The sequence below is a fragment of the Nonomuraea sp. NPDC051191 genome (genome assembly GCF_044455665.1).
Classification (GTDB): Bacteria; Actinomycetota; Actinomycetes; order Streptosporangiales; family Streptosporangiaceae; genus Nonomuraea.
Genome location: NZ_JBITEZ010000029.1, coordinates 40720 through 65399 on the forward strand (window position 1 = coordinate 40720; position 24680 = coordinate 65399).

The following is a 24680-nucleotide window of genomic DNA, read 5'->3' on the forward strand; positions in this document are numbered from 1 at the left end:
GGGGCGGCCCCCCCCCCCGCCCCGCCCCCCCCGCCCCCCCCGCCCCCCCCCCCCCCCGGCGGCGGGCCGCCCCCGCGGGCGCGGCCGCGGCCCCCCGGCGGGGGTGAACCCCCGCCGGGCCTGCGCACCACGTGGAGCCGTCAGAAGTCGGCGTCGAAGCTGACCGAGCCGGTCACCCCCACCTGGTACGCCGACACCCGCCGCTCGAAGAAGTTCGACAGCTCCTGCACGTCCTGCAGCTCCATGAACGCGAACGGGTTCTTCGACCCGTACAGCGGCTCGATGCCGAGTTGGGCCAGCCGCCGGTCGGCCACGTGCTCCAGGTAGGACCGCATGTCAGCGGTCGACATGCCCGGCACGCCCTGCCCGAGCAGGTCCTCGGCGAACTGGGCCTCGCACTCCACCGCCTCGGCCAGCATCTCCCTGACCTGACGGGCCATCTCCTCGTCGAAGAGGTCCGGCTCCTCCTGCCGTACGACGTCGACCACGTCGAAGGCGAAGGCCATGTGCATGGACTCGTCGCGGAACACCCAGTTGGTGCCGGAGGCCAGCCCGTTCAGCAGGCCGCGCGAGCGCAGGAAGTAGACGTAGGCGAAGGCGCCGTAGAAGAACAGGCCCTCGATGCAGGCGGCGAAGCAGATCAGGTTGAGCAGGAACGCCCGCCGGTCGTCGCGGGTCTCCAGCCGCTGGAGGCTGCCGATGGAGTCGATCCAGCGGAAGCAGAACTCGGCCTTGCGCCGGATGGACGGGATGTTCTCCACCGCCGCGAACGCCGCGAACCGCTCCTCCTCGTCCGGCACGTACGTGTCCAGCAGGTTCAGGTAGAACTGGACGTGCACCGCCTCCTCGAACAGCTGCCTGCTCAGGTAGAGGCGCGCCTCGGGCGCGTTGACGTGCTGGTAGAGGTTGAGCACCAGGTTGTTGGCCACGATCGTGTCGCCGGTGGCGAAGAAGGCGACCAGCCGGCTGACCAGGTGGCGCTCGGCCGCCGACAACCTGGCCAGGTCCTTCAGGTCGGAGTGCAGGTCCACCTCCTCGACGGTCCAGGTGTTCTTGATCGCGTCGCGGTAGCGGTCGAAGAAGAGGGGGTAGCGCATGGGCCGCAGGGTCAGGCTCATGCCCGGGTCGAGCAACATCACGTTCTCCTCGGGGGTCACTGGCAGGCTTCGCACGACTCGGGGTTCTCCAGGGAGCAGACCAGGGCCTCCTCGGACTTGTTCATGAGGGGCGCGGGGGGCGCGAGGGGCACGGTGGCCTGCTGGATCCGGGTGGCCGGGCGCGAGCGCAGGTAGTAGGTGGTCTTCAGGCCGGACTTCCAGGCGTACAGGTACATCGAGGAGAGCTTGTCGATCGTCGGGGCGCTCAGGAACAGGTTGAGCGACTGGCTCTGGTCGATGTACGGCGAGCGCGCGGCGGCCATGTCGATCAGCGCGCGCTGGGGCAGCTCCCAGGCGGTGCGGAACAGCCGGCGCACGTCCTCCGGCAGCTCGGCGATGCCCTGCACCGACCCCTCGGCCTGCTTGATGGCGGCCCTGACGCGCTCGTTCCACAGCCCGCGCGACTTGAGCTCGGCCACCAGCGCGTTGTTGATCTGGAGAAACTCGCCGCTCAGCGTCTCGCGCTTGAACAGGTTGGACACCTGCGGCTCGACGCACTCGTAGCAGCCGACGATCGAGGCGATGGTGGCGGTCGGCGCGATCGCGATCAGCAGCGAGTTGCGCAGGCCGTGGGCGGCGATCCGCGCGCGCACCGCGTCCCAGCGCTCGGCCTGGGTGCCGCTCTCCCCCCACAGGTCGTGCTGGAGCCTGCCGCGTGCCGCCCACGTCTGCTCGTAGGCCGGGTGGGCGCCGAAGCGCTCGGCCAGGCCGGCGGAGGTCTCCAGCGCCGACAGATAGATCTCCTCGGCGAGCCGGGTGGACAGCTCCTTGGCCTCGGCCGAGTCGAACGGCAGCCGCAGGGCGAAGAAGACGTCCTGAAGGCCCATCACGCCCAGGCCGACCGGACGCCAGCGCGGGTTGCTGGCCGCGGCCTGCTCGCTCGGGTAGTAGTTGATGTCGATCACGCGGTCGAGGAACGTGACCGCCGTGCGGACGGTGGCGCGCAGCCGCTCCCAGTCGATGCCGTCGCCGGTCAGGTGGGCGGCGAGGTTGACCGAGCCCAGGTTGCAGACCGCGGTCTCGGCGTCGCTGGACACCTCGATGATCTCGGTGCACAGGTTGGACAGGTGCACCACGTTGCCGGGCTCGGCGGCCTGGTTGCACAGGCGGTTGGCGGCGTCCTTGAAGGTCATCCAGCCGTTGCCGGTCTGGGCGAGGGTGCGCATCATCTTGGCGTACAGGTCGCGGGCCTTGATCTGCCGGACGTACCGCCCGGCGCGCTCGGCGGCGCGGTAGGCGTCCTCGAACGCCTCCCCCCACAGGTCGGGCAGCTCCGGGACCTCGTCGGGGTCGAACAACGACCACGGCTCGTCGGCCTCGACGCGGCGCATGAACTCGTCGGGGATCCAGTTGGCCAGGTTGAGGTTGTGGGTGCGGCGCGCGTCCTCGCCGGTGTTGTCGCGCAGCTCCAGGAACTCCTCGACGTCCGGATGCCAGGGCTCCAGGTAGACGCAGGCCGCGCCCTTGCGGCGGCCGCCCTGGTTGACGGCGGCCACGGACGCGTCGAGCGTGCGCAGCCACGGGACGATGCCGTTGGAGTGCCCGTTCGTGCCGCGAATCAGCGCGCCGCGCGAGCGCACCCGCGACCAGGAGATGCCGATCCCGCCGGCGAACTTCGACAGCTGCGCCACCTGGGCGTAGCGGTCGTAGATGGAGCCGATCTCGTCCCGGGGGGAGTCGACCAGGTAGCAGGATGACATCTGGGTGTGCCGGGTGCCGGAGTTGAACAGCGTCGGCGAGCTGGGCAGGTAGGCCAGCGACGACATGAGCCGGTAGAACCCGACGGCCTCGGCGGGCGTCTCGGCCAGCCCGCAGGCCACGCGCAGCAGCCAGTACTGCGGCGTCTCCACCACCAGCCGGGTGGACGGGTGGCGCAACAGGTAGCGGTCGTAGACCGTGCGCAGCCCGAAGTACTCGAACCGCAGGTCGGCGGTGACGTCGATGGCGTCGTCGAGCTTGCGGGCGTTGGCGTTGACGAACTCGGCGGTCTCGTCGCCGACGAGCCCCTCGGCGTGGCCCAGCCGGATCGCCTGGCTGAAGGAGGCCACGCCCTGCCCGCGGACCTCCTTGTCGATGTAGCCCGACAGCAGCCGCGCGGCCAGGCGCGAGTACTGCGGCTCCTCGCCGATCATCTCGGCGGCCGTCTGGATGGACAGCCGGTCCAGCTCGGCGGTGGTGGCCCCGTCGTAGAGCCCGCTGATCGTCTTGGTGGCCACCCGCATCGGGTCGATGTCCGTCAGATCGGTCGCCCAGTGCTCCACCGCGCGTACGATCTTGTTGACGTCGACCGGCTCGGCGGTGCCGTTGCGCTTGCGCACCTGCATCTGGACGCGCCGCGGCGCGGGCCTCCCGTCGTCCGCCCCCGCCGCCTCGGCCAGGTCCGTCATCGGGTCCCCTGTGACCGTCACTTCGCTCTCCCCTCGTGAACTCGGTCAGGTGCCGAGAACACGCGCAGGAGGCAGACGGCGAGGCGCCACAGCCCTCTCGCCGGTACCGTCCGCCGTCCCGCGCGGCCTCGGAGCAGCCACGCACGCATGATCGTGCGCGGCGCGCCGGCAGGTCTTCGGACTCGTGGGCATGCTGTCGCTGCCTACTGGCCGTCGCTTCCCGGGCCCATGGCCCAGTGCGTCTGACGGCGGTCGTTCCCACTCACCGCTGCGGGGCAGTCCCGGATTTCCACCAGGTTCCCTCTTGCCTCGGCCACCCTGGCTGGGCGGGCCGAACCGGCTGCGGGAGACACCATATATAGGGCGGATCAAAAAGTCACACCCAACATGTCGTGTTGCGAAGAGGAAGGCGCCGGCCCGGGGCGGGCTAGCCGGCGCGTTCGACGATGCCGTGGGCCAGGCGGGTCAGGGCGGCGGTGATCTGTTCCGGGGTGAGCCCCCGCCTGCGCTGCTCGGCATAGACGTCGGGCCCCAGCGGGGCGAGGAGGATGTCGGCCAGCGCGTCGGGCTCCGGGATCGCCGCCTCGGCCAGCAGCACCCGAACGTGCGCCCGCCAGAACCCGTAGGCGCCGGTGGCGTACCGCGCCGCGCCCTGCTCGGCGCCCAGGACGAGCGAGATGTGCTCGTCCAGCAGCTCGACCATCGCGGCGTAGAAGGCGGCGAGCCGGTCGGCGGGAGGCGCGCCGGGGCCGAGCGGCGGGTCGCCGCACAGGAGGCGTTCCTGCAACACGCGCTCGTGCTCGTCGAGCAGGGCCTGCGCGATCGAGACGGTGTCGGGGTAGCGGCGGTAGAGCGTGCCCCGGCCCACGCCGGCGGCCTTGGCGATGTCGTCCATCGTCACGCCGCGCGGGTCTCGGGCGGCGAACAGCTCGGCCGCCGCGGCGAGCACCTTGGCGCGGTTACGTGCGGCGTCGGCGCGCTCGCGCGGGCGGCCCACCTCCTCCACGGGACGTCCGGTCAGCAACTCGGTACGGGGCTCCATGGCGGCGACTCTAACCCACACCACGATAAGTGGACAACGTGCCCGCTTAGTTGCTACGGTCATGCCGACCCCCAAAGCGGACGCAATGTCCACTTATTTCGAGGAGCCCCTCATGACCGTTCTGCTCCACCTGGACGCCAGCGCCCGACGCCGCTCGATCAGCCGCGAGCTCGGCGACACCTTCGCCGAGGCGTGGCGGTCCGCCCACCCCGAGGGCACCTACGTCCACCGCGACCTGGCGGCCGAGCCCGTGCCGCACATCGGGGAGGCCTGGACGGAGCTGTGCGACTACGTCATGGCCAACCGGATCACCGACATCGGCCGCTACCACGAGGCCGCCCGCACCCCGGAGCAGGCCGCGGCCTGGGCGGTCATCGAGCCGCTGCTGGCCGAACTGGTGGCCGCGGACGTGGTGCTGATCGCCACCCCGATGTACAACTACTCGATCCCGTCGGCGCTGAAGGCGTGGCTCGACCAGGTGACCTTCCCCAAGATGTCCCTCGCCGGGCGGCGTTTCGTGGTCACCACGGCGCGCGGCGGGGCCTACTCGCCCGGCGCCCCCAAGGCCAAGTTCGACTACCAGGAGCGCTACCTGCGGGACTTCTTCGCCGGCCACTTCGCCGTCGAGGACACCACCGTGGTCACCGCCGAGCTGGCCAACTCCCGCGTCGACCCCGACCTGGCCCACCTGCGCTCCCGGCACGACGAGCTGTACGCCGCCGCGCTGCGCGGCGCCCGCGACCTGGGCAAGGAGTTCTGACGATGAGCTGGCTCGTCCTCGGGCTGGCCGGGCTGGTCGAGATCGCCTGGGCGCAGAGCATCAAGCCCACCCAGGGGTTCACCAGGCCGCTGCCCACCCTGCTCTGCTTCGTCCTCATGGTGGCGGCGGTCTGGCTGCTGTCGTACTCGATGAAGACCCTGCCGGTCGGCACCGCGTACGCGGTCTTCACCGGCATCGGGGCGGTCGGCGCGATCGCGCTGGGCGTCGTCGTCCACAAGGACCCGATGTCGATCGGGCGGATGGCCGCGCTGGCGCTGATCGTCGGCGGCATCGTCCTGGCGCGGATCACCAGCCCGGAGTGACCTCGTCAGGCGGGGGTCGCGGCCCGTCGAGGACGATCCCCGAACCAGCGGGTGAGGGCCGCCTCCAGGCCGTCGGGGTCAGCGCCCGCCCAGGCGACGTAACCGTCCGGCCGGACGAGCAGCGCAGGGGCGGGGGCGCCGGCGGCGGTCGCGGCCACGTGGCGCACCCGGTCGAGCCAGGGCGATGCGGTGGCGGCGAGGGCGTCGCGTCCGGTCAGGTCCAGGAGCAGGGGGCGGGCGTCACGCAGCAGCTCGGCCAGGCGCCCCGGCCGCCCGTCGCCGGCGGTCAGGGCGAGGGACGGCGCGAACCACCCGGAGGGCGCGGCGGGCCGCTCCTCCCCCATGTCGTACCGGACGTCGCTGCCCGCCATCAGGTCGGCGACCAGGCGCAGGTTCTCCGTACGGCCCAGGAGCTCGCCGAACAGCCGGCGCAGCGCCGTGACCTCGGCCCCGGGCGCCAGCAGGGCGGTCGCGGCCAGGGTGTGGGTGACCACGCGCTCGGCGCACGCGCGGCGCTCGGCCTCGTAGCTGTCCAGGAGCCCTTCGGGGGCCTGTCCGCGCAGCGCGGCGGCGAGCTTCCAGGCCAGGTTGGCGGCGTCCTGGAGCGCCAGGTTCAGGGTGGGCCCGTGGCTGACCTGGGCGGCGTCGCCGGCGATGAAGACCCGTCCGGCGCGGTAGCGGTCGGCGAGCCGGGTGTTGCGCCCGCACAGGCGGCGCAGCATCGACGGTGCGCCCTCGGGCGGCGGGCTCAGGGGCAGGCGCACGCCGAGGACGCGTTCGACGCTCTTCTCCATCTCGGCCAGCGTCATCGGCGCGCCCGGCCCCGGGAAGCTGCCCGCCGGGTGGTCCTCCCACTCGGCCGTGTTGATCAGCGGCCGCCGCGGGTCGTGGGCCAGGAGGGTGAAGACGCCGCGATCGGTGCGGTGGAAGTGCGCGGGGATCTCGCCGAGGCCGTCGATCAGGACGCGCCCTCCGGGCAGCATCCGGAAGTGCTCGCCCGGCCCGACGAGGGCCGAGCGGTCGACGACGTGGTCGTCGCTGACGCCGGGGAAGGCGATGCCCGCCGCCTTCCTGACCATGCTGTGGCCGCCGTCGCAGCCGACCAGGTAGCGGGCCGTGAGGGTCGTCGCGACGCCGCCGGGGCCGCGGGTCACGACCTCGACCCGGTCGTCGTCCTGGGCGAGGGAGAGCACCTCCCAGCCGCGCCGCACGTCCGCGCCGAGTTCGGCCGCGCGCTCGCCGAGCACCCGTTCGAGGTCGCGCTGGTCGCAGGGCAGGAGGTGCATCGGGTTCTCCGCGCCGAGCTCGTGCAGCGGCAACGGCATCCCGCCGAAGAAGAAGCCCGGCGCGGGCGCCGGGACGCCCCGGCCGCCGCAGCGTTCGTACAGGCCGCGGTGGTCCAGGAGCCGGACGACCTGACCGGCCAGGCCGTGGGCCTTGTCCGACAGGTCCGGCTCCGGACGCCGTTCCAGGACCAGCGGCCGGGCGCCCGCCAGGCGCAGCTCGCAGGCGAGGAAGAGGCCGGCCGGGCCGCCGCCGACGACGATGACGTCGAACATCATGTGACGTTCCTTAAAGTACAGAGCTGTATCTAATTCAGGTCACCGTAGAGTCCCGCGATAAGATACGCAAGTGAATCTCAAGCACCGTGCCCCCGGCGGCGCCTCCCGCCGGCGCGGCTCCGCGCTGGCGGACGCGATCCTCGACGCCGCCTGGGACGTGCTGGTCGAGCACGGCTACCACGGCTTCACCTACGAAGCCGTCGCCGCCCGCGCCGGCACCAGCCGCCCGGTGCTCTACCGGCGCTGGCCGCGGCGCGACGACCTGCTGCTGGCCACCCTCGCCAAGTTCTGGCGGCTGATCGACGTGCCCGACACCGGCAGCCTGCGCGACGACGCGATCGGGTTCCTGCGCAACGCCGGCGCCGACCGCGCGGGCATGCTGACGCTGATGAGCGTGCAGCTCGCCGACTACTTCCGCGACAGCGGCACCAGCCTGACCGAGCTGCGCGACACCCTGCTCCCGCCCGGCCACGCGACCGCCTTCGAGACGATCGTGGGCCGCGCGGTCGAGCGCGGCGAGCTGCCCGGCGTGCCGCGCTCGTCCAGGGTGGTGAACCTGCCGCTGGACCTGCTGCGGCACGACATGCTGGTGACGATGCGCGGGGTGCCCGAGGAGTCGATCGTCGAGATCGTGGACGAGGTCTGGCTGCCCCTCCTGGGCACGTCCACCGCCTGACCGGCGGCCACCAGGAAACGGCCTCCCCGCGCGGGCCGCAGCCCGGGTCAGCTCACGTAGTAGTCGCGGATCTCCCAGAACCGGGAGGGGTGGCCGTCGCAGGTGAACTGGACGGCCTCCAGGTTGTTGGCGGGGCTCACCCCTCCGGCGATCGTCAGGCACTTGCCGGTCTGGACGTTGCGGAACTCGACGTACTGGCCGACGCGGTTGCCGAGCGCCCAGTAGCGCGAGGGGTGGGTGTCGCAGGTGTACTGGAGGGCGACGACGTTGTTCTCGGTGCTGACGCCCCCGGCGATCGTCAGGCACTTGCCGGTCTGGCGGTTCCTGACCTGCAGGGCCGCGCTGGAGTAGCCCCAGACGTCCCAGCGGCGGGAGGGATGGCTGTCGCAGTCGTACTGGACGGCGTGGACGTTGTTCTCGGTGCTGACGCCCCCGGCGATGGTCAGGCACTTGCCGGTCTGCCGGTTCACGAGCTGGACGTTGGACGCGGCCCACACGGCCGAGGCCGACGCGGGCGCCGGGGCGGTGACGAGACCGAGGGCGAGGAGCGGGGCGACGACGGCCGCCGGGCGAAGGATGTGTGTCTTCATGCGACCAAGCCTGCGGTCGCCGGGCCCGTTGGGCCTGAGTAGCGCGTACTCAATGTGCGCCGCCGGGGTTGCCACCCCGGACGATCATGAATCAGGATCGGTTCCATGACATCACCATGGATACAAGGAAGGGTCTTCGGCGAGGTCGCCGACGAGTACGACAGGGTCCGGCCCGGCTACCCGGCGCAGCTGGCGGCCGACGTGCTGGCCTACGCCGGGGCCCCGGCGCTGGAGGTGGGCGCGGGCACCGGGAAGGCCACGGAGCTGTTCGCGGCGAGCGGCGTCGACATCGTGGCCACCGAGCCCGATCCGGCCATGGCCGCCGTGCTGGCCCGGCGGTCCGCCGGGCTGCCGAACGTGACGGTCACCGTCTCCACGTTCGAGGAGTACGTCCCGGAGCGGGCCTTCGGCCTGCTGTACTGCGCCCAGGCGTGGCACTGGGTCGACAAGGAGGTGCGCTGGCAGCGCGCCGCCGCGGCGCTCGCCCCCGGCGGCGGGCTCGCCCTGTTCTGGAACATCGACTGGCCCGCCGACGACGGGGTGACCGCGAGGCTGCTGGCCGCGCACGAGAGGTTCGCCCCGCACATCAGGCCCAACACCGGCCCGATCGCCAGGCCGATCGGCGAGGAGGCCGGGGCCCGCGAGTGGGCCGCGGAGATGGGGCTACCGCCCGAGTTCGGGGACCTCGGCACCCGGCTCTACCGGTCGGAACGCACGCTCCCGGTGGCCGACTACGTCACCCTGCTGTCCACCCAGTCGTCCTACCGCATCCTGGACGAGGACGTGCGAGAGAGGCTGTTCGGCACGCTCCTCGACACGCTCGGCGCGCACGTGACGGTGAACGTCGAGACGGCTCTCTACCTGGCCCGCCACCTCCCCTGACCGGCGGCACGGCACGGACGGGCACTCCCCGTCACGGCTGGGCCCTGCCGGTCGCCCACGCCCAGGCCGCGATCATGACCCGGTTCCTGGCGCCGATCTTGCGCTGGACCGCGGCGATGTGGTTCTTCACCGTCCCGGGCGACAGGAAGAGCTCGGCGGCGATCTCGGCGTTGGTCCGCCCCTGAGCCACCAGGACCACGATCTCGTCCTCCCGCTCGGTGAGCACCACGTCCGAGACCTCCCGTCGCGGGCCGCTCCCGCGCAGCAGCCGGACGGTGAGCTGCGGGCTGATGAGCATGTCGCCGTTCATGGCCGCCCGGACGGCCTCCACGAGCAGCGCGGGGCCCGAGCGTTTGAGCACGAAACCGGCCGCGCCGTGCCGCAGGGCCGCCTGGACGTACTCCTCCAGCCCGAACGTGGTGACGACCACGACCTGGATGCCGGTGCCGGACAGGGCGCGGGTCACCTCGATGCCGTCGGCGCCGGGCATGCGGATGTCGGCGAGCACGACGTCCGGCCGGACGGCGAGGGCGGTGTCGATCGCGGTGCGCCCGTCGGCCGCCTCGGCCACCACGGTCATGTCGGGCTGGGCGTCGAGGATCAGGCGGAAGGCGTCGCGGATGCCCTCCTGGTCGTCGGCGACGAGGATGCGGGTGCTCACCCAGGAGATTGTCGCAGCGGCAGCCGCGCCGTCAGCGACCACCCGTCCGGTACGGCCCGCGCGGCCAGCTCGCCCCCCTGCTCCGCCACGAGCGCGGCCAGCGCGGGCAGCCCCGATCCGCCGCGGCGGCGGCGGGCCGCGCCGGTCACCCCGTCGTTGGTCAGGGTGATCTCCAGGACGTCGCCCGGCGTCGTGACGGACAGCTCGACGCGCCCGGCGCGCGGCGCGTGCCGCCGGATGTTGGTCAGCCCTTCGATGACGATCCGGTAGGCCAGCGCCGCCGTCTCCGCCGGGACGGCCGCGACGGGGTCGATCCGCACGCCGATCCGCGCCGGCCCGGCGGCGGAGAAGCGGTCGGCGGCCTCGGCGATGCCGCCCAGGTCGCCGACGGGACCCAGGGGCCGGTCGTGGTGGAGCGTGTCGAGCGTGCGGTCGAGCGTGGACAGCGCCCGCAGGCCCGCCGCCTCGACGCGTTCCAGCGCCCGCAGCGGATCGCCCGCGACGGTGCCCGCCTGGGCGTGCGCGACCATCTCGCTGATGTCGTGGGCCAGGAAGTCGTGCAGGTCGCCGGCCAGCCGCAGCCGCAGGACCGTCCGGGTGTCGGCCACCGCCCGGTCCTTCCGTACGTCGAGCAGGCGCAGGTAGCCGCCCACGGCGGCGGCCGCCAGCACGCCCGTCCCCCAGAACGCGCACGCCCCCAGCGCCTCCAGCGGCGAGGCCGGCGCGAAGACGCGCAGCAGCCAGGTGGCCGCGGCGAGCCCCGCCAGGATCGCCGCCGGCGCGGCCCGGCGGACGGGCGCGTACCGGACGACCAGGCCGGTCGTGACCGCCAGCGCCACGCTCTCGACCATGCCCAGCGCGCCGCCGGCCGGGGTGGACGGCCCTCCGGCGGCCGGCCACCCGGCCGTGACCGCCAGGGACAGGCCCGCGGCCGGCAGCGACAGCACGGGCAGCCACCTGGCCCTGCCCCCGGCCAGGAACAACCCGATGGCCGCCACGGCGACGGCGACCGCCGCCGGCACGGAGGCGGCGACCATCCACAACACGTTCATCCGGGAAACGATATGCGCCCTCGCCGGCCCGCCCCACGTGCCGAACGGCACCGCCGCGGCCTCCAGGAGGTGCCGAACGGCATCTGCCCGCCGTGCGCCCGCGCTGGAAGGCTCGTCGGCATGACGATCTTCACTTCCGTCCGGTACGGACACGCGGCGGCGCTGTGGGCGGTCGCCTACGGCCTGCTCGGCGCGGCCTGGGCGCTCGGGGCGCCCGGTTACCCCTGGGGATCGAACGATCCCGACCCCGACGGCGCGCTGTCGATCCTGGCCGGCACCGCGCCGGCCTTCGGCTGGTGGATCGCGGCCTTCTCGGCCCTCACGGCGGCGACCGCGCTGCTCCTGACCCGCCCCGGCGACGCCCGCCCACCGGCCGGAGCAGGGGCGGACCTCCGAGGCGGGGAACGTCCGCCGACCGGAGCGGGGCCGAGCCCTCGTGGCGGGGGGCGGCGGCCGGGCGGGCCACTGGGACGGGTGGCCGTCCTGGTGGCGTGGCCGGTCGCGGCGCTGCTGGTGCTGGTGGTGCCCGACTCGCGACTGATGATGGGCGTCGCCTACACGCCGCTGCTGCTGGTCGCCCCCGTCTTCGGCTGGGGGCTGGGCGGCGCGACGTTCGCCGACGCCTGGCCGTGGCCGGTGCTCAACCAGCTCGTGTGCGTGCTGGGCGGCCTGCTGCTGGCCGCCGCCGCCCGGGAGCACGGACGTGGCCGGGCGAGCTGGTTCACCCCGGCGCGCGGCCGGATCGCGGTGTACGTGGCGGTCGCGGTGCCGCTGGTCTACTGCGCCACCCGGTGGGCCTGGGCCTTGGGCATCCCACTCGGCGTGAGCGCGGAGTTCCTGGCCGAGGGCGAGGACGGGCTGTGGCTGGCGGGGGCGTACCTGGCGACGTTCGGGGCGTTGGGCGGCGTGCTCACCCTCGGGCTGGTCCAGCGGTGGGGCGAGGTCTTCCCGCGCTGGATCCCGGGGTTGCGCGGCCGGCGGGTGCCGCCGCTGCTGGCGGTCGTCCCGGCCGCGTTCGTCTCGATCATCGTCACGGTGGCCGGGCTCACCTACATCCGCTGGACCGTGGCCGGCCGGTTCACCCTGGAGGAGTGGGGCGCCTGGCTGCCGGAGTGCTTCTGGCCGGTCTGGGGCGCCGCGCTGGCCACCGCCACCGTCTGCTACCACCGGCGCCGCCGGGAGACGCCGTCCGGGACGGCGCGGCTCAGCCCGCGCTCTGCCGGTCGGGCTCGATGACCAGCACCACGCGCTCCTCCTCGCGCGAGTAGGGCCCGCCGATGTACTTCTCCGCGATCCGGTCGACGATCTCCCAGCCCGCCTCGCCCTCGATCCACTCCACGACCCGGCCCCTGATGAGCACCGGCTGGAACGGGTTGCCCACCGGGGTCAGCGAGAGCGCGACCCGGGGGTCGCGCCGCAGGTTGAGGGCCTTGCGGGAGCGCGGGCCGGTGAGGATCACGACGTGGTCGCCGTGCGTGCCGATCCAGACGGGGACGGAGTGGGGGGCGCCGTCGGGGAGGAGGGTGGCGAGGTGGGCGATGGGGGTGCCGTCGAGCACGCCGCGCACGTCGGGGTCGAGCTTCATGGTTCTCTCCGGTCTGACGAAGTTCCTTGAGGAGACTCCATTACCATAGCACCTGAAGTTCCCTCAGGGAACCCCGAAGAGGTAGACTGCCGCCATGCAACGCACGAACTTCGCGGAGATGGCCTGCTCCATCGCACGCACCCTCGACGTGATCGGGGAGCCGTGGTCGCCGCTGGTCCTGCGGGACGTATGGGCCGGGGTGCGACGGTTCGACCAGCTCCAGGCCGACCTGGGCATCTCCCGCAAGGTGCTGACCGAGCGGCTCAACCACCTCGTCGACCAGGGCGTGCTCGAACGCCGTCCCTATGATCAGCGGCCGCGTCACGAGTACCACCTGACGGCCAAGGGCGCCGAGCTGGTCGACCTGCTCATGGTCATGGCCGGCTGGGGGGACAAATGGCTCGCCGGGGAGGCCGGGCCGCCCGTGCTCTACCGCCATCACGCCTGCGGCGAGATCAGCGCGGTGGACCTGCGCTGCGCCCGCTGCGGCGCCCCGATGCACGCGGGCGACGTCGAGCTGCTGCCCGGCCCCGGCGCGGCCGATCGGCCGAACGGCGCGGAGGATCACACTTTCGGCTGATCCCGGCCCCCGGCGCCGATCAAGAAGATCTCCCGTGACCATCGACGTCACGCAGGGAGTTCGACATGAGATCGACCGGATGGCGGCGGGCACTGGCGCCCGCCGCCGCCTTTTGCCTGATCCTGACCGCCGCGGCCCAGCCCGCGGCGGCGGCGGGAGCACGCGCCGACGCCGGGAGCTGGACGGCGACCTGGGGCAGCGCGATGCAGCGTCCCACCAAGGGCGCCGCCGACACCGGCCCGAACTGGTCGCTGTCCGGGTTCGGCGACCACACGCTCCGGCAGGTGATCAGGGTGACGGCGGCGGCCCCCGAACTGCGGGTACGCCTGTCCAACCGGTACGGCACCAAGCCGCTCAAGCTCTCCGGCGCCACGGTCGGCAGGTCGGCCGGCGGCGCGGCGGTGTGGCCGGGCACCTCGCGCGCGCTGCGCTTCGGCGGCCGGACGCGGACCGAGATCCCGCCCGGCGGCCAGGCCGTCAGCGACCCGGTCGCGCTGCCCACCTCGCCGCTGGAACGATTGGCCGTGACGCTGCGCCTGCCCGAGGCGACCGGCCCGGCCACCTTCCACCGGTTCACCACCGCGACCTCCTACCGGGCCGCCGGCGACCGGCTGTCGGACCTGGGCGGCAGGGCGTTCACCGAGTCCACCGCCGCCTGGTACTACCTGACCGGGGTGGAGGTCGCCGCCGCCGCACCCGCCGTGGTGGTCTTCGGCGACTCCCTCGTCGACGGCGTCGGCTCCACTCCGGGCGCCGAGACCAGGTTCACCGACCAGCTCGCCGAACGTCTCGTCGCCGCGGGCAGCCCGGCCTCGGTCGTCAGCGCCGGGATCGCCGGCGGCAGGCTGCTGAACGACTCCCCCTGCTTCGGCGACCGGGCCCTGGACCGTCTGGGACGTGACGTGCTGGACCGTCCGGGCGTCAAGGCCGTGGTCGTCCACCTGGGCGCGAACGACCTGGCCTATCCGGGGCTCGACGACCCGTGCGCCAAGCCCGATCCGAAGGTGGGCGTGGAGGAGCTCATCGCGGGCCACCGGCGGCTCATCGCCGCCGCCCGCGCCCGCGGGATCAGGACGGTCGGCGTCACGGTCATCCCGCTGCGAGGGGCGCTGTTCCCGTTCTGGACGAAGGAGATCGAGGCGGCCCGGGTGGCGCTCAACCACTGGATCCGGACGAGCGGCGCCTATGACGTCGTCCTGGACGCCGACCGCGCGATGTCCGACCCGGCCGCGCCGGACCGGCCCAGACCCGGCTACGTCTTCATGGACGGCCTCCACCCGGACGACGCGGGCGCCCACGCCATCGCCGCCGCCCTCGACCTGCGCCGCCTGCTCTGACGGACGGTAATCCAATGGCCGGCGCCACGGACGCTCCGCGAACCTGAACCATGCCCCCCACGGAACCGACCACGTACCGAGCCGGCGGAACGGCGCTCGGCCGGGATTCGACGTGCGGTTCGCCGGATGCGGCAGGTTCCCCGGCGTGCTCTACCCCGCGCCCGGCCCGGAGCGGCCGTTCCGGGAGCTGACGGAGGCGGTCGCCGCCCGGTGGCCCGAGGCCCCGCCCTACGAAGGCCGGTTCGCCTCGATCGTCCCCCACCTCACGGTCGCCGACCGGCAGGAGCCGGAGCTGCTCGACCACGTGGAGGCCGAGCTGGCCGCCGGGCTGCCCCTGACGGCCCGGGTGCGGGAGGTGCGCCTGCTGGTCGGCGACGGCCGCCGCTGGCGCGAAGAGCGGGCCTTCCCGCTCGGCGAGATTCGTCACTGACCGTGATTTTGTCATTCCTTGGCGTTACGATCCGGGAAGGTCGTCCTCCCCTGATCGATCATGGAGTGCCGCATGGAGCGAACGGTTCTGGCCGCCGTCACCGAACACCCCGACGCCGACTCGGCGCTCGCCGAGCAGATCCGCCGGGTGTGTGCCGAGATGGGCGAGCTCGGGCTGCAGGTGCGCTGGACCCACCGCACGGCCGACGCCCTGGCGGTGGTCGGGTCCGACGCCTCGCTCACGGCGATCCTGGCGGCCTGGGACGCCCCCGGCGCCGACGACCTGCTGACCGCGGTGGCCAGGCGCTTCCGCGGCCTGCCGGTCTTCCTGATCACCCAGGACCAGGAGCTCCCCCTGTGGGTGTACGAGGTCATCCAGGGCTACGTCTTCCCGCTGGAGGACACCCCGCAGTTCATCGCCGGGCGCATCGCGCACGCCGCCGACCAGTACGCCGAGCAGATCCTGCCGCCGTTCTTCCGCGCGCTGCTGCACCTGGAGGACCACCACCCCTACTCCTGGCACACCCCGGCCCACGCGGGCGGCGTGGCGTTCCTGAAGTCGCCCGTGGGCCGGGCGTTCTTCGACTTCTACGGCGAGCGGCTGCTGCGCACCGACCTGTCGATCTCCGTCACCGAGCTGGGGTCGCCGCTCGACCACACCGGGCCGATCGGCGAGGCCGAGCACAACGCCGCCCGCGTCTTCGGCGCCGAGCGCACGTTCTTCGTGGTCAACGGCAACTCCACCGCCAACCGCATCGTCGGGCACCACGCGATCGCCCGCGGCGACACCGTCCTGGTCGACCGCAACTGCCACAAGTCGATCCAGCACGCGCTGGCGATCAGCGGCGCGCGGCCGGTCTACCTGGTTCCCGAGCGCAACGGGCTGGGGCTGGCCGGGCCGATCCCGGCCGCCGCGCTGGAGGCGTCCGCCGTCCGGGCGCGGCTGGCCGCCCATCCTCTCGCGGCGGGCGACCCGTCGTACGCGGTCGTCACGAACTCCACCTACGACGGCGTCTGCCACGACGCGGTCCGGGTCGCCGAGCTGCTGGGCGCCAGCGTGCCGCGGCTGCACTTCGACGAGGCGTGGTTCGCCTACGGCCGGTTCAACCCGCTCTACGCCCGCCGGTACGCCATGTCGGTCGACGAGCGCACGCTGCCCGGCCCGGAGCGTCCCACGGTGTTCGCCACGCAGTCCACGCACAAGCTGCTGGCGGCACTTTCCCAGTCGGCGATGTTGCACGTCCGGCCCTCGCCGCGGGCGCCGGTCGACTACGACGCGTTCAACGAGACGTACCTCATGCACGCCTCGACCTCGCCGCTGTACCCGATGATCGCCTCGCTCGACGTGGCCGCGGCGATGATGGACGGCCCGTCGGGGGCCTTCCTGACCGGGGAGGCGATCGTCGAGGCGGTCCGGTTCCGGCAGGCGATGACCCGGCTGGCCGCCCGCGTCCGCGAGGACGGCCGCCGGCCCGAGTGGTTCTTCGGCCTCTGGCAGCCGTCGTCGGTGATCGACCCGCGCACCGGCACGGCCGTGCCGTTCGCCGACGCCGACCCGGCGCTGCTGTGCGCCGAGCCGCGCTGCTGGGTGCTGGAGCCCGGGGCCGCCTGGCACGGGTTCGACGGGATGACCGACTCCTACGCCATGCTCGACCCGGTCAAGGTGACGATCACCTGCCCCGGCGCCGACGCGGCCAGGGGCACCCTGGAGTGGGGCATCCCGGCCAAGGTCGTGGCCGCCTACCTCCAGCGGCGCGGCATCGTGGTGGAGAAGACCGGCGACCACACGCTGCTGGTGCTGTTCTCGATGGGGATCACCAAGGGCAAGTGGGGCACGTTGATCGACGCGCTCACCGACTTCAAGAACGCCTACGACGACGACAAACCGCTGGCGGACGTGCTGCCCGGGTTCGGGCCGTCCGGGGTGTCGTTGCGCGCGTTCTGCGCCGAGGTCCACGCCAGGCTGCGTGACTCGGAGGTGGGCGCGCTGCTCGACCAGGTCTTCACCGCGCTGCCGGTGCCGGTCTCGACGCCCGCCGACGTCTACCAGGCCATGATCCGCTCCCGTACCGAGCGGGTCCCGCTGGCCCGGCTCGCCGGGCGGGTCGTGGCGGCGACCGTGGTGGTCACTCCGCCCGGGATCCCCATGCTGATGCCCGGCGAGGCGACCGGCGAGCCCGACGGGCCGCTGATGAGGTACCTGCGGGCCCTGGAGGACTTCGACCGGGCCTTCCCCGACCTGGCCACCGACATCCACGGCGCCCACCGCGACGGCGAGGGCCGCTACTGGGTGGAGGTCGTCCGCGACTGACGGCCGGCCCCGGGCCGAGTCCCTGAGCCGGGGCTCCGAGCCGAGTCCCCGTGCCGGGCCCCCGCGCCGGCTCGGGGCAGGGTCAGGCAGGGTCAGGGCAGGGTCAGGGGAGGGCCGGTACGGCGGGCCGGGAGTCGGTCCAGCCGACCTCGGCCAGGGTCGTGACGTACGCCTTCCCCGGCTGCTTGCCGCCACGCCGCTCCTCCGACAGCAGGGCCATCCTGCCGGTGTCGACGATCAGCCGGGTGGTCTCCGGCACGGCCGCCTTGCCCGTCCCGTTCACCGTGTCGATCACGACGGCGGCGCCCGACCGGCCCAGCTCGTCCTTGGCGACGCCGTCGGCGCGCACGCCCGGCATGGTGAGCATCCCCTGGTAGGCGGCGTTGCGCACCTCCTTCGGCGCGGGCAGGACGTGCAGGAGCTGGGGCAACGTCTGGGCGACCCAGCCGGGCAGGGCGGTCTCGGGGATCTGGGCGACCCGGCCCGCCCTGGTGAGCCAGTCCTTCAGCAGGGCGGGGTCGGCGGGCAGGCGCTGGATCTCGTCGTAGGTCAGCCACTGCCCGGCCAGCTCGAACTGGTTGCGCTCGCGCACGCTCCCCAGGTGGCCCTTGGTCGGCTCGGTGGACAACCGCACGGTCTGCCCGTCGATCGACTTGCCCCACCTGCTGGGTGAGCCGTCACGCTGCCACGCCTTCTTGTCGGCCGCGCTGCCCGGTGTCGTCCCGAGTTCGCGGTAGGCGTACCAGGCCCGGCCGTCGGGGGTGGTCCACCGTTCGGTGATCTGCCGTTTGACCAGCGAGTACGAGTTGGAGCTGGTGCCGAACAGGCGGGGCTGCGGCATGGTGAGCAGTTCCTTGACGTGCCAGTAGGCGCCCTCCGGCGGGGCCGCCACGACGGGCGCGGGCGCGCCCAGGGCGGCGCCCACGGCCAGCCCGGCGCCCAAGATGATCAGTCGGCGGAACGTCACCGTCCCTGCCCGTGAATGCGAAGTCATGCCCCTCCATACGCCTGAGCCCCCCGAACGGTTGCCCGCCGCATTCACCTGCCCCCGTGGGCAACCGCCGCGAAAGCCCAGGCGTATAAGGAAGCGTGAATTCGGACAGACAGCCATGAGCGCCTCGGAACACGACTTCGGCGCCTTCGTGGCCGCACGTGCCACGAGCCTGCTGCGGGTCGCCTACCTCGCCTGCGGCGACGAGGCCGAGGCCGAGGACCTGCTGCAGACCGCGCTGGAGCGCACCTACCGGAACTGGGACCGGGTCCGCCACGACAGCCTCGAACCGTACGTGCGCCGGGTCATCGTCAACGCCGCCATCAGCCGGGCCCGCCGCCGGGCGATCCTGCGGATCATCCCGATGCACAGCCCGCCGGACACACCGGATCGCGCGACGGACACCGACCTGCGCCAGGTGCTCATGGACGCGTTGCGCGCCCTGCCGCCACGGCAGCGGGCGGTGATCGTCCTGCGGTACTGGGAGGACCTCAGCGAGGCGCAGACCGCCGAGGTCCTCGGTTGCTCGACCGGCACGGTCAAGAGTCAGGCGTCCAAGGCGATGGCCAAGCTTCGGTCGGCCCTCGGACGGGAGACAGTGGAAGGAGTGATCAGGAATGCCCACGCTTGAGGAGGAGCTCCTCCGGCTCATGACGGAGGAGACCGCGCGCCTGCACGCCGCGCCCGACCTGGTGGAGCGGGTGGTGCGCGGGTCCCGGCGCAGGAGGACGCGGAGCCGGATCGCGGCGTTGTCGGCGTCCGTGGCCGTCGTGGCCGCGCCGGTCGCGTACCTGGGGATGGGCTCGGCCACGACGACGGGCGGCGAGGTCACGATCTCCGCGACGCCGGAGCCGCCCGCCATCGACGACGTCCCGCCCCAGCCATCCGAACCGCCGACCCTCGGCGACCTGGGCGACGGCAAGGCGTTCGGGCACGTCAAGGTGGGGTACCTGCCCAAGCGGCTGATCTGGTCCCGCTGGTCGGTGAACTTCGGCGACAAGTACTCGACTGCCTACGGTTACGAGGGCGACGACTCGGGCTTCTACCGCGTGCAGATCTACATGTACGAGCAGGCGACCGTCGAGGAGGTCGCCGACCGCATCGCGGCCCACCGCGACGAGGGGGAGGGCGAGGAGGTGACCGTCGGCGACCGCACCGGATACCTGGTCGTCCAGGACGTCGGCGAGGACGGCATGAAGGGCACGCCGACCCTGTTCCTCAAGATGGGCGAGCGGCAGTGGGCGGAGATCATGATCAGCCCGGTGTACGCCGGTGAGCTGGGCGACGCCGATGCCGTCACCGCCGAGCTGAGGAGGATCGCCGAAGGGCTCACCTCCACCCTGTGACCGTCTCCGTCCCGCCGGCGGCCGGGCGTGCGCGGCACAATACCTCGGGGGGTATATTGGCGGTGGAGGTGGAGCGAGTGGACATGGACGCGGCCGTCCTGGCCGACGCGCTCACCCGGCTCAAGCGGGCCCACGGCCAGCTCGGCGGGGTGATCGCCATGATCGAGAACGGCGACGACTGCGAGCGGGTGCTGACCCAGCTCGCGGCGGTCTCCAAAGCCCTGGACAGGGCAGGATTCAAGATCATCTCAACCGGCCTGCAGCAGTGCCAGATGGCGCGTGAGCGCGGCGAGGAGCCGTCGATCACGCCGGAGCGGCTGGAGAAGCTGTTCCTGGCCCTGTCCTGATCCCACCCAAGGGCATCCGAAGGCGACGGCGGGGGCCGTACGCCGGAGTATGCCCTTGTTTTTGCCTGACGTATACCCCCTAGGGTATCGCCGGTTAGAAACGTCCCCGACCGGGAACCGACCGTGACGACACGAAGGCGGCGAAGACGATGAGCACGATCCACATCGAGGTGGTGGCGACCTCCTCCCTGGGCGACCGCAGCTACCTGGCCCACGACGGAGACGTCGCCCTGGTCGTGGACCCGCAGCGCGACATCGACCGGATCCTCGCCCTGGCCGGACGTCTCGGCGTGCGCATCACCCACGTGGCCGAGACCCACCTGCACAACGACTACGTCTCGGGCGGTCTGGCCCTGGCCAGGGTGACCGGCGCCGCCTATCTGGTGGCCGCCGACGAGAGCGTGCGGTTCGACCGCCGGCCGATCTCCGACGGCGAGGAGGTCACGCTGTCCGGCGCGATGACCGTCCGAGCGGTGGCCACCCCCGGTCACACCTTCCACCACCTGTCGTACATCCTGACCGGCCCGGACGGCCCCGCGGGCGTCTTCACCGGCGGCTCGCTGCTCTTCGGCACCACCGGGCGCACCGACCTGCTCGGCGCCGAGCACGCCCACACCCTGGCCCACAGCCAGCACACCTCCGCGCGCCGCCTGGCCGACCTGCTGCCCGACGGCGCCCAGGTGTGGCCCACCCACGGCTTCGGCAGCTTCTGCTCGGCGACGCAGGCCGACGCCCCGGCCTCCACGATCGGCCGCGAGAGGCAGGCCAACCCGGCGCTGCGCCTGGAGGCCGACGACTTCGTCGCCCAGACCCTCGCCGGTCTCGACGCCTACCCCGCGTACTACGCCCACATGGGCCCGCGCAACTCCGAGGGCGGCGACCCGATCGACCTCACGCCCGTCCGGACCGCCGACCCCGAGGAGCTCAGGAAGCGCATCGAGGCCGGCGAATGGGTGGTCGACCTGCGCTCCCGCAAGGCGTTCGCCAGCCGCCACCTGACCGGCACCCTCAGCTTCGGCCTGGACGGCCCCATGTCCACCTGGCTCGCCTGGATGGCCCCCTGGGGCGCGCCGATCACCCTCCTGGGCGAGGACGCCGGGCAGGTCGCCGCCGCCCAGCGCGAGCTGGCCCGCATCGGCGTCGACCGCCCGGCCGCCGCCGCGACCGGCGACCCGGATCAGTGGGCCGGCGGCCACGACGACCGGCTGGGCGAGCTGGCGGTGGCCACGTTCGCCGATCTGGCCGCCGTCCGGGCCGGGCGCGCCCCCGCGCACCTGCCCGCCCCGGACGTCGTGCTGGACGTGCGCATGACCAACGAATGGCGGGCCGGCCACGTCGAGGGCGCCACCCACATCCCCCTGCCCGACCTGCCGCACCGCCTCGCCGACGTGCCCGCCGGCACGGTGTGGACGCACTGCGGCTCCGGCTACCGGGCCGCCGCCGCGACCAGCCTGCTCGCCCGCGCCGGACACCGCGTCGTGCACATCGACGACGCCTACGCGGCGGCCGCCGAAGCGGGCCTGACCATCACCGAGGCCGACGACTGACCCTGACGGCACCGGCACGTCCGGCGCGGCGGTCAGGAGTGGGCGTGGCGGTCGATGCCGAGGGTGGCGATCAGGTCCTCGTGCAGCTCGAACCAGACGCGGTGGCAGGAGTCGACGTCGGTGCGGTCGACCCAGGCGCCCTCCCCGTTGCGGGCCCGGGCCAGGGCGGCGGCGAAGCGGGTGTCGTACCCGCCGAACCGGGTCAGGACGCCGGTGAGCCGTTCGGCGAGCGGCTGGAGCGCGCGGCCGACGACGGAGAGCTCGTGCAGGATCCGGGCGTCCCAGGCGGGGTCGGAATGGTCGTTGGCGGCGAGCCGGTCGCGGCCGTCCGGGCGCAGTTGCCAGTCGGTGCACGCCTTCAGCAGGAGGGCGTTCAGCGGGAGGAACTCGCGGTAGACGCCGTGGACCTCCTCGGCGCCGCCGACGAGTTCGAGCTCGGCGGCGAGCCGCCGCTCGTCCTCGGCCCGGCCGGACTCGGTCAGCGACCAGCCGCCGGTACCGGCGAACGCGGTGTGGCTCACCCAGCCGCGCGCCTCGGCGTCGCGCAGCTCCTCTTCGGTCTCGGCCACGCCGAGCGCGTACCGCCGGGCGAGCACGGGGGTGTCGGCGAAGCCGGTGACGCGTACGGCGTGCAGCACCAGCAGGTCGGGCGCGGAGTTCCTGGTCATGCGCCGGCCTCCTGACGGGCGGTCAGGCGGGTGTAGTGCTGCTGGCACGCCTGCGGCGAGTTGAACCCCATCGCCTCGGCCATCTGCGCCCAGGTCAGCCCGGCGCTGCGGGCGGTGAACAGCAGGGCGGACTCGATCGCCTCGACCTCGGCGCGCGCGGCGGGCAGCAGGGCGAGCGCGCTCAGGGCGTCCTGCTGGTCCAGGTCGGCGTTGCGCCAGACGGCGAACCGGGCCAGGTCGACCGCCGACGGCGGGACGGGCGGCGGTTGCCAGGGACGGGGTTCGAGCCGGTCGGCGCCCAGGTCCAGGAGACGCCGGCGCGCCTCCCTCTCCCTCTGGGCCTGGAGATGGTCGGCCCGCGTGGTGTGAGCCTGGTCGTGGTTGCGTTCCATGCGGGACATGATTCACAATCGGCGGAACATCGTCAACATTTTGTTGAAAGGCGGGGCGGATGATCGTACCCCTCAAGGAGGCCGTGGCCGACACCTGCGGGGGCAAGGGCGGCGCGCTCGGCGCGCTGATCCGGGCCGGGCTGCCGGTTCCCGGCGGCTTCGTGCTCCCGTTCGCCGCCTACCTCGCCGCGGTCGGCGACCTGGACCTCGCGCGGCACGCCGCCGGACCGGACGGGCTCGCCGCGGCGCGGCAGGCGATCGAGGGGCGGCCGGTCCCCGCCGGGGTGGTGGCGGCGCTGGCGGACGGGTTGCGCGCGCTCGGCGGGCTCGGCGACCCGCCGGTGGCCGTGCGGTCGTCGGCGGCCGACGAGGACACCGGCCTGACCTCCGCGGCCGGCATGTACGAGAGCTTCCTCGCCGTACGGGGGGTCGCCGGGGTCACCGAGGCCGTGCGCGCCTGCTGGGCCTCGCTGTTCTCGCCCCGCGCCGCCGTCGGCGACCGGTCGGGCGGCGACCCGATGATGGCCGTCGTCGTCCAGCGGCACCTGGACGCCGCGGTGTCCGGGGTGATGTTCACCCCCGGCGGGCCGGACGAGCCCACCAGGATCGAGGCCTCCTGGGGGCTCGGGCCCAGCGTCGTGGGCGGCACGGTCACCCCCGACTCCTACCGCGTCGCCGGGGACGGATCGGTCGAACGCGCCGTCGCCGACAAACGCACCCGGCTCGACCGGGAGGGCGCGCGGCTCGTCGTCCGTGACGTGCCGACCGGCGTCCGGGGGCGGGCGGCGATCGACGACGCGACCGCCGTCCGGCTCGCCGGGCTGGGCGCGGAGATCGCCGCCCTGCGCGGCGGGCCGCAGGACGTCGAGTGGGCCGTCGCCGACGGCCGCGTCTGGATCCTCCAGGCCCGCCCGGTCACCGCCGCTCCCCCGCTCGCCGACCCGCTCACCCGCGCCGCGGATGGACCGGCCGGGGCGCTCGTCGGGACGCCGGGCAGCCGTGGCGCCGTGACCGGCATCGCGCGGATCGTGCGCGGGCCGGCCGACTTCGCCCGCGTGCTGCCGGGCGACGTGCTCGTCTGCCCCTTCACCGACCCCGCCTGGACGCCGCTGCTGCGCATGGCCGCCGGCGTCGTCACCGAGACCGGCGGCGTGCTCTCCCACGCCGCGATCGTGGCCCGGGAGCACGCCATCCCGGCCGTCCTGGGCGTCCCGGACGCGACCGGCAGGCTCCTGGACGGCACGCTCGTCACCGTCGACGGCACCGCCGGCACCGTCACCGCCGCCTGACCGAACACCTGAGAGGAGAGGGGAGCCGGCCCCGCGGGGCGCGCTTCCCGGACATCGATGACGACGCGACACCTCTACCTGGCCCGCCACGGCGCGGCCGACGCGTTCGGGCAGCTCACCGACGCGGGACGGCGGCAGTCGGCCCTGCTGGGCGACCGGCTGGCGGGCATGCCGATCGACGCCGTGTGGCACTCACCGCTGGCGCGCGCCGCCGAGAGCACGCGCGAGCTGGCCCGGCGCCTTCCGGACGTCCCCGTGGCCGAGGCCGCCGAGCTCGTCGACCACGTGCCGTACGTCCCCGCGCCCGCCGAGACGCCCGCTTCCTGGGCCGGGTACTTCGACGGCTTCGACCGGGCGGAGGCGGCCTCGGGGCGGGCGCTCGCCGACGCCCTGGTCGCCCGCTTCGCCCACGCCCCCGACGGGCCCGCCTCCGACGTGCACGAGGTGCTGGTGACGCACGCCGGTCAGATCGCGTGGCTGGTACGGCACGCGCTGGACGCGCCGTTGCCCCGCTGGCTCGGCCTGAACAGCGCCAACACCGGGCTGACGATCATCGAGTACCGCACCGGGCTGCCGCCCACGATGGTGATGTACAACGACCTGAGCCACCTGCCGGCCGACCTCCGCTGGACCGGCTTCCCCCAGGACATGTGGCCCTGAACCCTCCGGTTCCGCCGGTCGGCCCGCCTCCGGACGCGAACCGGCCCGCCGCGGCGACGCGCGACGGGCCGGTCCGGTGGCCGATGGGCCGATGGGCCGATGGGCG

The 24680-nt window shown here is 73.4% G+C and carries 26 protein-coding genes and 1 riboswitch; of the genes, 15 read left to right on the top strand and 11 right to left on the bottom strand.

The genetic code is table 11. From position 1 onward, the window contains the following. Positions 1 to 140: 140 nt before the first annotated feature. The 3 genes from ACIA8R_RS49485 to ACIA8R_RS49495 all read right to left on the bottom strand — a co-directional run bounded on the left by ACIA8R_RS49485 (position 141) and on the right by ACIA8R_RS49495 (position 4586). Positions 141 to 1172 carry a ribonucleotide-diphosphate reductase subunit beta gene (locus ACIA8R_RS49485; protein WP_357708426.1) on the bottom strand — a complete coding sequence of 344 codons (1032 nt, stop codon included), beginning with the start codon at positions 1170 to 1172 and terminating at the stop codon, positions 141 to 143. After that, positions 1154 to 3565, bottom strand: coding sequence for a ribonucleoside-diphosphate reductase subunit alpha (locus ACIA8R_RS49490; RefSeq protein ID WP_397044907.1), 2412 nt, complete (start codon positions 3563 to 3565; stop codon positions 1154 to 1156). Before ACIA8R_RS49490 ends, ACIA8R_RS49485 begins: the two co-directional genes overlap by 19 nt. 128 nt (positions 3566 to 3693) lie before the next feature. Continuing rightward, positions 3694 to 3900: riboswitch (cobalamin riboswitch) on the bottom strand. A gap of 71 nt (positions 3901 to 3971) precedes the next feature. Then, complete coding sequence (locus tag ACIA8R_RS49495) at positions 3972 to 4586, bottom strand: TetR/AcrR family transcriptional regulator (RefSeq protein ID WP_397044909.1); 615 nt, start codon at positions 4584 to 4586, stop codon at positions 3972 to 3974. A gap of 112 nt (positions 4587 to 4698) precedes the next feature. On the opposite strand from ACIA8R_RS49495, the gene ACIA8R_RS49500 reads away from it, so the two are divergent. After that, a complete protein-coding gene (locus ACIA8R_RS49500; protein ID WP_397044911.1) occupies positions 4699 to 5346 on the top strand; it encodes an FMN-dependent NADH-azoreductase in 648 nt (215 codons plus the stop codon). Positions 5347 to 5348: 2 nt separating this feature from the next. Then, complete coding sequence (locus ACIA8R_RS49505) at positions 5349 to 5669, top strand: multidrug efflux SMR transporter (RefSeq protein WP_364102659.1); 321 nt, start codon at positions 5349 to 5351, stop codon at positions 5667 to 5669. A 5-nt stretch (positions 5670 to 5674) separates the two neighbouring features. Here ACIA8R_RS49505 and ACIA8R_RS49510 read toward each other — a convergent pair whose 3' ends face one another. Continuing rightward, the gene (locus tag ACIA8R_RS49510) at positions 5675 to 7231 is read right to left on the bottom strand and encodes an FAD-dependent monooxygenase (protein WP_397044913.1); all 1557 of its coding nucleotides are present in this window, start codon (positions 7229 to 7231) and stop codon (positions 5675 to 5677) included. A gap of 70 nt (positions 7232 to 7301) precedes the next feature. Here ACIA8R_RS49510 and ACIA8R_RS49515 point away from each other — a divergent pair, with 70 nt between their 5' ends. Next, positions 7302 to 7907, top strand: a complete 606-nt coding sequence (locus ACIA8R_RS49515; RefSeq protein WP_397044915.1) for a TetR/AcrR family transcriptional regulator — start codon at positions 7302 to 7304, stop codon at positions 7905 to 7907. Positions 7908 to 7954: 47 nt separating this feature from the next. Here the strand turns inward: ACIA8R_RS49515 and ACIA8R_RS49520 are convergent, their stop codons facing one another. Continuing rightward, the gene (locus ACIA8R_RS49520) at positions 7955 to 8497 is read right to left on the bottom strand and encodes an RICIN domain-containing protein (protein ID WP_364102668.1); all 543 of its coding nucleotides are present in this window, start codon (positions 8495 to 8497) and stop codon (positions 7955 to 7957) included. A 105-nt stretch (positions 8498 to 8602) separates the two neighbouring features. Here ACIA8R_RS49520 and ACIA8R_RS49525 point away from each other — a divergent pair, with 105 nt between their 5' ends. Continuing rightward, the gene (locus ACIA8R_RS49525; RefSeq protein WP_397044917.1) at positions 8603 to 9379 is read left to right on the top strand and encodes a class I SAM-dependent methyltransferase; all 777 of its coding nucleotides are present in this window, start codon (positions 8603 to 8605) and stop codon (positions 9377 to 9379) included. A gap of 31 nt (positions 9380 to 9410) precedes the next feature. On the opposite strand, the gene ACIA8R_RS49530 is transcribed toward ACIA8R_RS49525, so the two are convergent. Both ACIA8R_RS49530 and ACIA8R_RS49535 read right to left on the bottom strand, forming a co-directional pair. Beyond that, complete coding sequence (locus tag ACIA8R_RS49530) at positions 9411 to 10040, bottom strand: response regulator transcription factor (RefSeq protein WP_357708442.1); 630 nt, start codon at positions 10038 to 10040, stop codon at positions 9411 to 9413. After that, on the bottom strand, positions 10037 to 11092 hold the full coding sequence (locus tag ACIA8R_RS49535) for a sensor histidine kinase (RefSeq protein WP_397044920.1): 1056 nt from the start codon (positions 11090 to 11092) through the stop codon (positions 10037 to 10039). Before ACIA8R_RS49535 ends, ACIA8R_RS49530 begins: the two co-directional genes overlap by 4 nt. Before the next feature lie 120 nt (positions 11093 to 11212). Here ACIA8R_RS49535 and ACIA8R_RS49540 point away from each other — a divergent pair, with 120 nt between their 5' ends. Further along, complete coding sequence (locus tag ACIA8R_RS49540) at positions 11213 to 12328, top strand: hypothetical protein (protein WP_364102677.1); 1116 nt, start codon at positions 11213 to 11215, stop codon at positions 12326 to 12328. Here ACIA8R_RS49540 and ACIA8R_RS49545 read toward each other — a convergent pair. After that, positions 12297 to 12677, bottom strand: a complete 381-nt coding sequence (locus ACIA8R_RS49545) for a PPOX class F420-dependent oxidoreductase (RefSeq protein WP_397044922.1) — start codon at positions 12675 to 12677, stop codon at positions 12297 to 12299. The two genes, ACIA8R_RS49540 and ACIA8R_RS49545, sit on opposite strands and share 32 nt — an antisense overlap. A gap of 94 nt (positions 12678 to 12771) precedes the next feature. Here ACIA8R_RS49545 and ACIA8R_RS49550 point away from each other — a divergent pair, with 94 nt between their 5' ends. From ACIA8R_RS49550 to ACIA8R_RS49565, 4 genes are all read left to right on the top strand, one after another. Beyond that, entirely contained in the window at positions 12772 to 13257 is a 486-nt protein-coding gene (locus ACIA8R_RS49550) for a helix-turn-helix domain-containing protein (RefSeq protein WP_364102683.1), read from the top strand. 65 nt (positions 13258 to 13322) lie between these two features. Continuing rightward, on the top strand, positions 13323 to 14594 hold the full coding sequence (locus tag ACIA8R_RS49555) for a GDSL-type esterase/lipase family protein (protein WP_397044925.1): 1272 nt from the start codon (positions 13323 to 13325) through the stop codon (positions 14592 to 14594). Between the two features lie 43 nt (positions 14595 to 14637). Then, on the top strand, positions 14638 to 15024 hold the full coding sequence (locus tag ACIA8R_RS49560; RefSeq protein ID WP_397044983.1) for a 2'-5' RNA ligase family protein: 387 nt from the start codon (positions 14638 to 14640) through the stop codon (positions 15022 to 15024). 72 nt (positions 15025 to 15096) lie between these two features. Further along, a complete protein-coding gene (locus tag ACIA8R_RS49565; protein WP_397044927.1) occupies positions 15097 to 17334 on the top strand; it encodes an Orn/Lys/Arg decarboxylase N-terminal domain-containing protein in 2238 nt (745 codons plus the stop codon). A gap of 103 nt (positions 17335 to 17437) precedes the next feature. Here the strand turns inward: ACIA8R_RS49565 and ACIA8R_RS49570 are convergent, their stop codons facing one another. Further along, positions 17438 to 18328: a hypothetical protein gene (locus ACIA8R_RS49570; protein WP_357708454.1), complete on the bottom strand. Its 891-nt coding sequence runs from the start codon at positions 18326 to 18328 to the stop codon at positions 17438 to 17440. Between the two features lie 115 nt (positions 18329 to 18443). Here ACIA8R_RS49570 and ACIA8R_RS49575 point away from each other — a divergent pair, with 115 nt between their 5' ends. The 4 genes from ACIA8R_RS49575 (at position 18444) to ACIA8R_RS49590 (ending at position 21565) form a co-directional block, all read left to right on the top strand. Continuing rightward, entirely contained in the window at positions 18444 to 18956 is a 513-nt protein-coding gene (locus ACIA8R_RS49575; RefSeq protein ID WP_357708456.1) for a SigE family RNA polymerase sigma factor, read from the top strand. Further along, complete coding sequence (locus tag ACIA8R_RS49580; RefSeq protein WP_397044929.1) at positions 18943 to 19671, top strand: hypothetical protein; 729 nt, start codon at positions 18943 to 18945, stop codon at positions 19669 to 19671. The genes ACIA8R_RS49575 and ACIA8R_RS49580 overlap by 14 nt, the downstream gene beginning before the upstream one ends. Positions 19672 to 19754: 83 nt before the next feature. After that, entirely contained in the window at positions 19755 to 20018 is a 264-nt protein-coding gene (locus tag ACIA8R_RS49585; protein WP_397044985.1) for a metal-sensitive transcriptional regulator, read from the top strand. 149 nt (positions 20019 to 20167) lie between these two features. After that, positions 20168 to 21565 (top strand): rhodanese-like domain-containing protein, encoded by a 1398-nt coding sequence (locus ACIA8R_RS49590; RefSeq protein ID WP_397044931.1) that lies wholly within the window; start codon positions 20168 to 20170, stop codon positions 21563 to 21565. Between the two features lie 32 nt (positions 21566 to 21597). On the opposite strand, the gene ACIA8R_RS49595 is transcribed toward ACIA8R_RS49590, so the two are convergent. Both ACIA8R_RS49595 and ACIA8R_RS49600 read right to left on the bottom strand, forming a co-directional pair. Then, a complete protein-coding gene (locus ACIA8R_RS49595; RefSeq protein WP_364102701.1) occupies positions 21598 to 22233 on the bottom strand; it encodes a transcriptional regulator in 636 nt (211 codons plus the stop codon). Beyond that, positions 22230 to 22625 (bottom strand): DNA-binding protein, encoded by a 396-nt coding sequence (locus tag ACIA8R_RS49600; RefSeq protein ID WP_364102704.1) that lies wholly within the window; start codon positions 22623 to 22625, stop codon positions 22230 to 22232. The genes ACIA8R_RS49595 and ACIA8R_RS49600 overlap by 4 nt, the downstream gene beginning before the upstream one ends. Before the next feature lie 59 nt (positions 22626 to 22684). Here ACIA8R_RS49600 and ACIA8R_RS49605 point away from each other — a divergent pair, with 59 nt between their 5' ends. Both ACIA8R_RS49605 and ACIA8R_RS49610 read left to right on the top strand, forming a co-directional pair. Continuing rightward, on the top strand, positions 22685 to 23914 hold the full coding sequence (locus tag ACIA8R_RS49605) for a PEP/pyruvate-binding domain-containing protein (RefSeq protein ID WP_397044934.1): 1230 nt from the start codon (positions 22685 to 22687) through the stop codon (positions 23912 to 23914). Positions 23915 to 23971: 57 nt separating this feature from the next. Further along, complete coding sequence (locus ACIA8R_RS49610) at positions 23972 to 24574, top strand: histidine phosphatase family protein (protein ID WP_357708464.1); 603 nt, start codon at positions 23972 to 23974, stop codon at positions 24572 to 24574. Positions 24575 to 24680 lie beyond the last annotated feature (106 nt).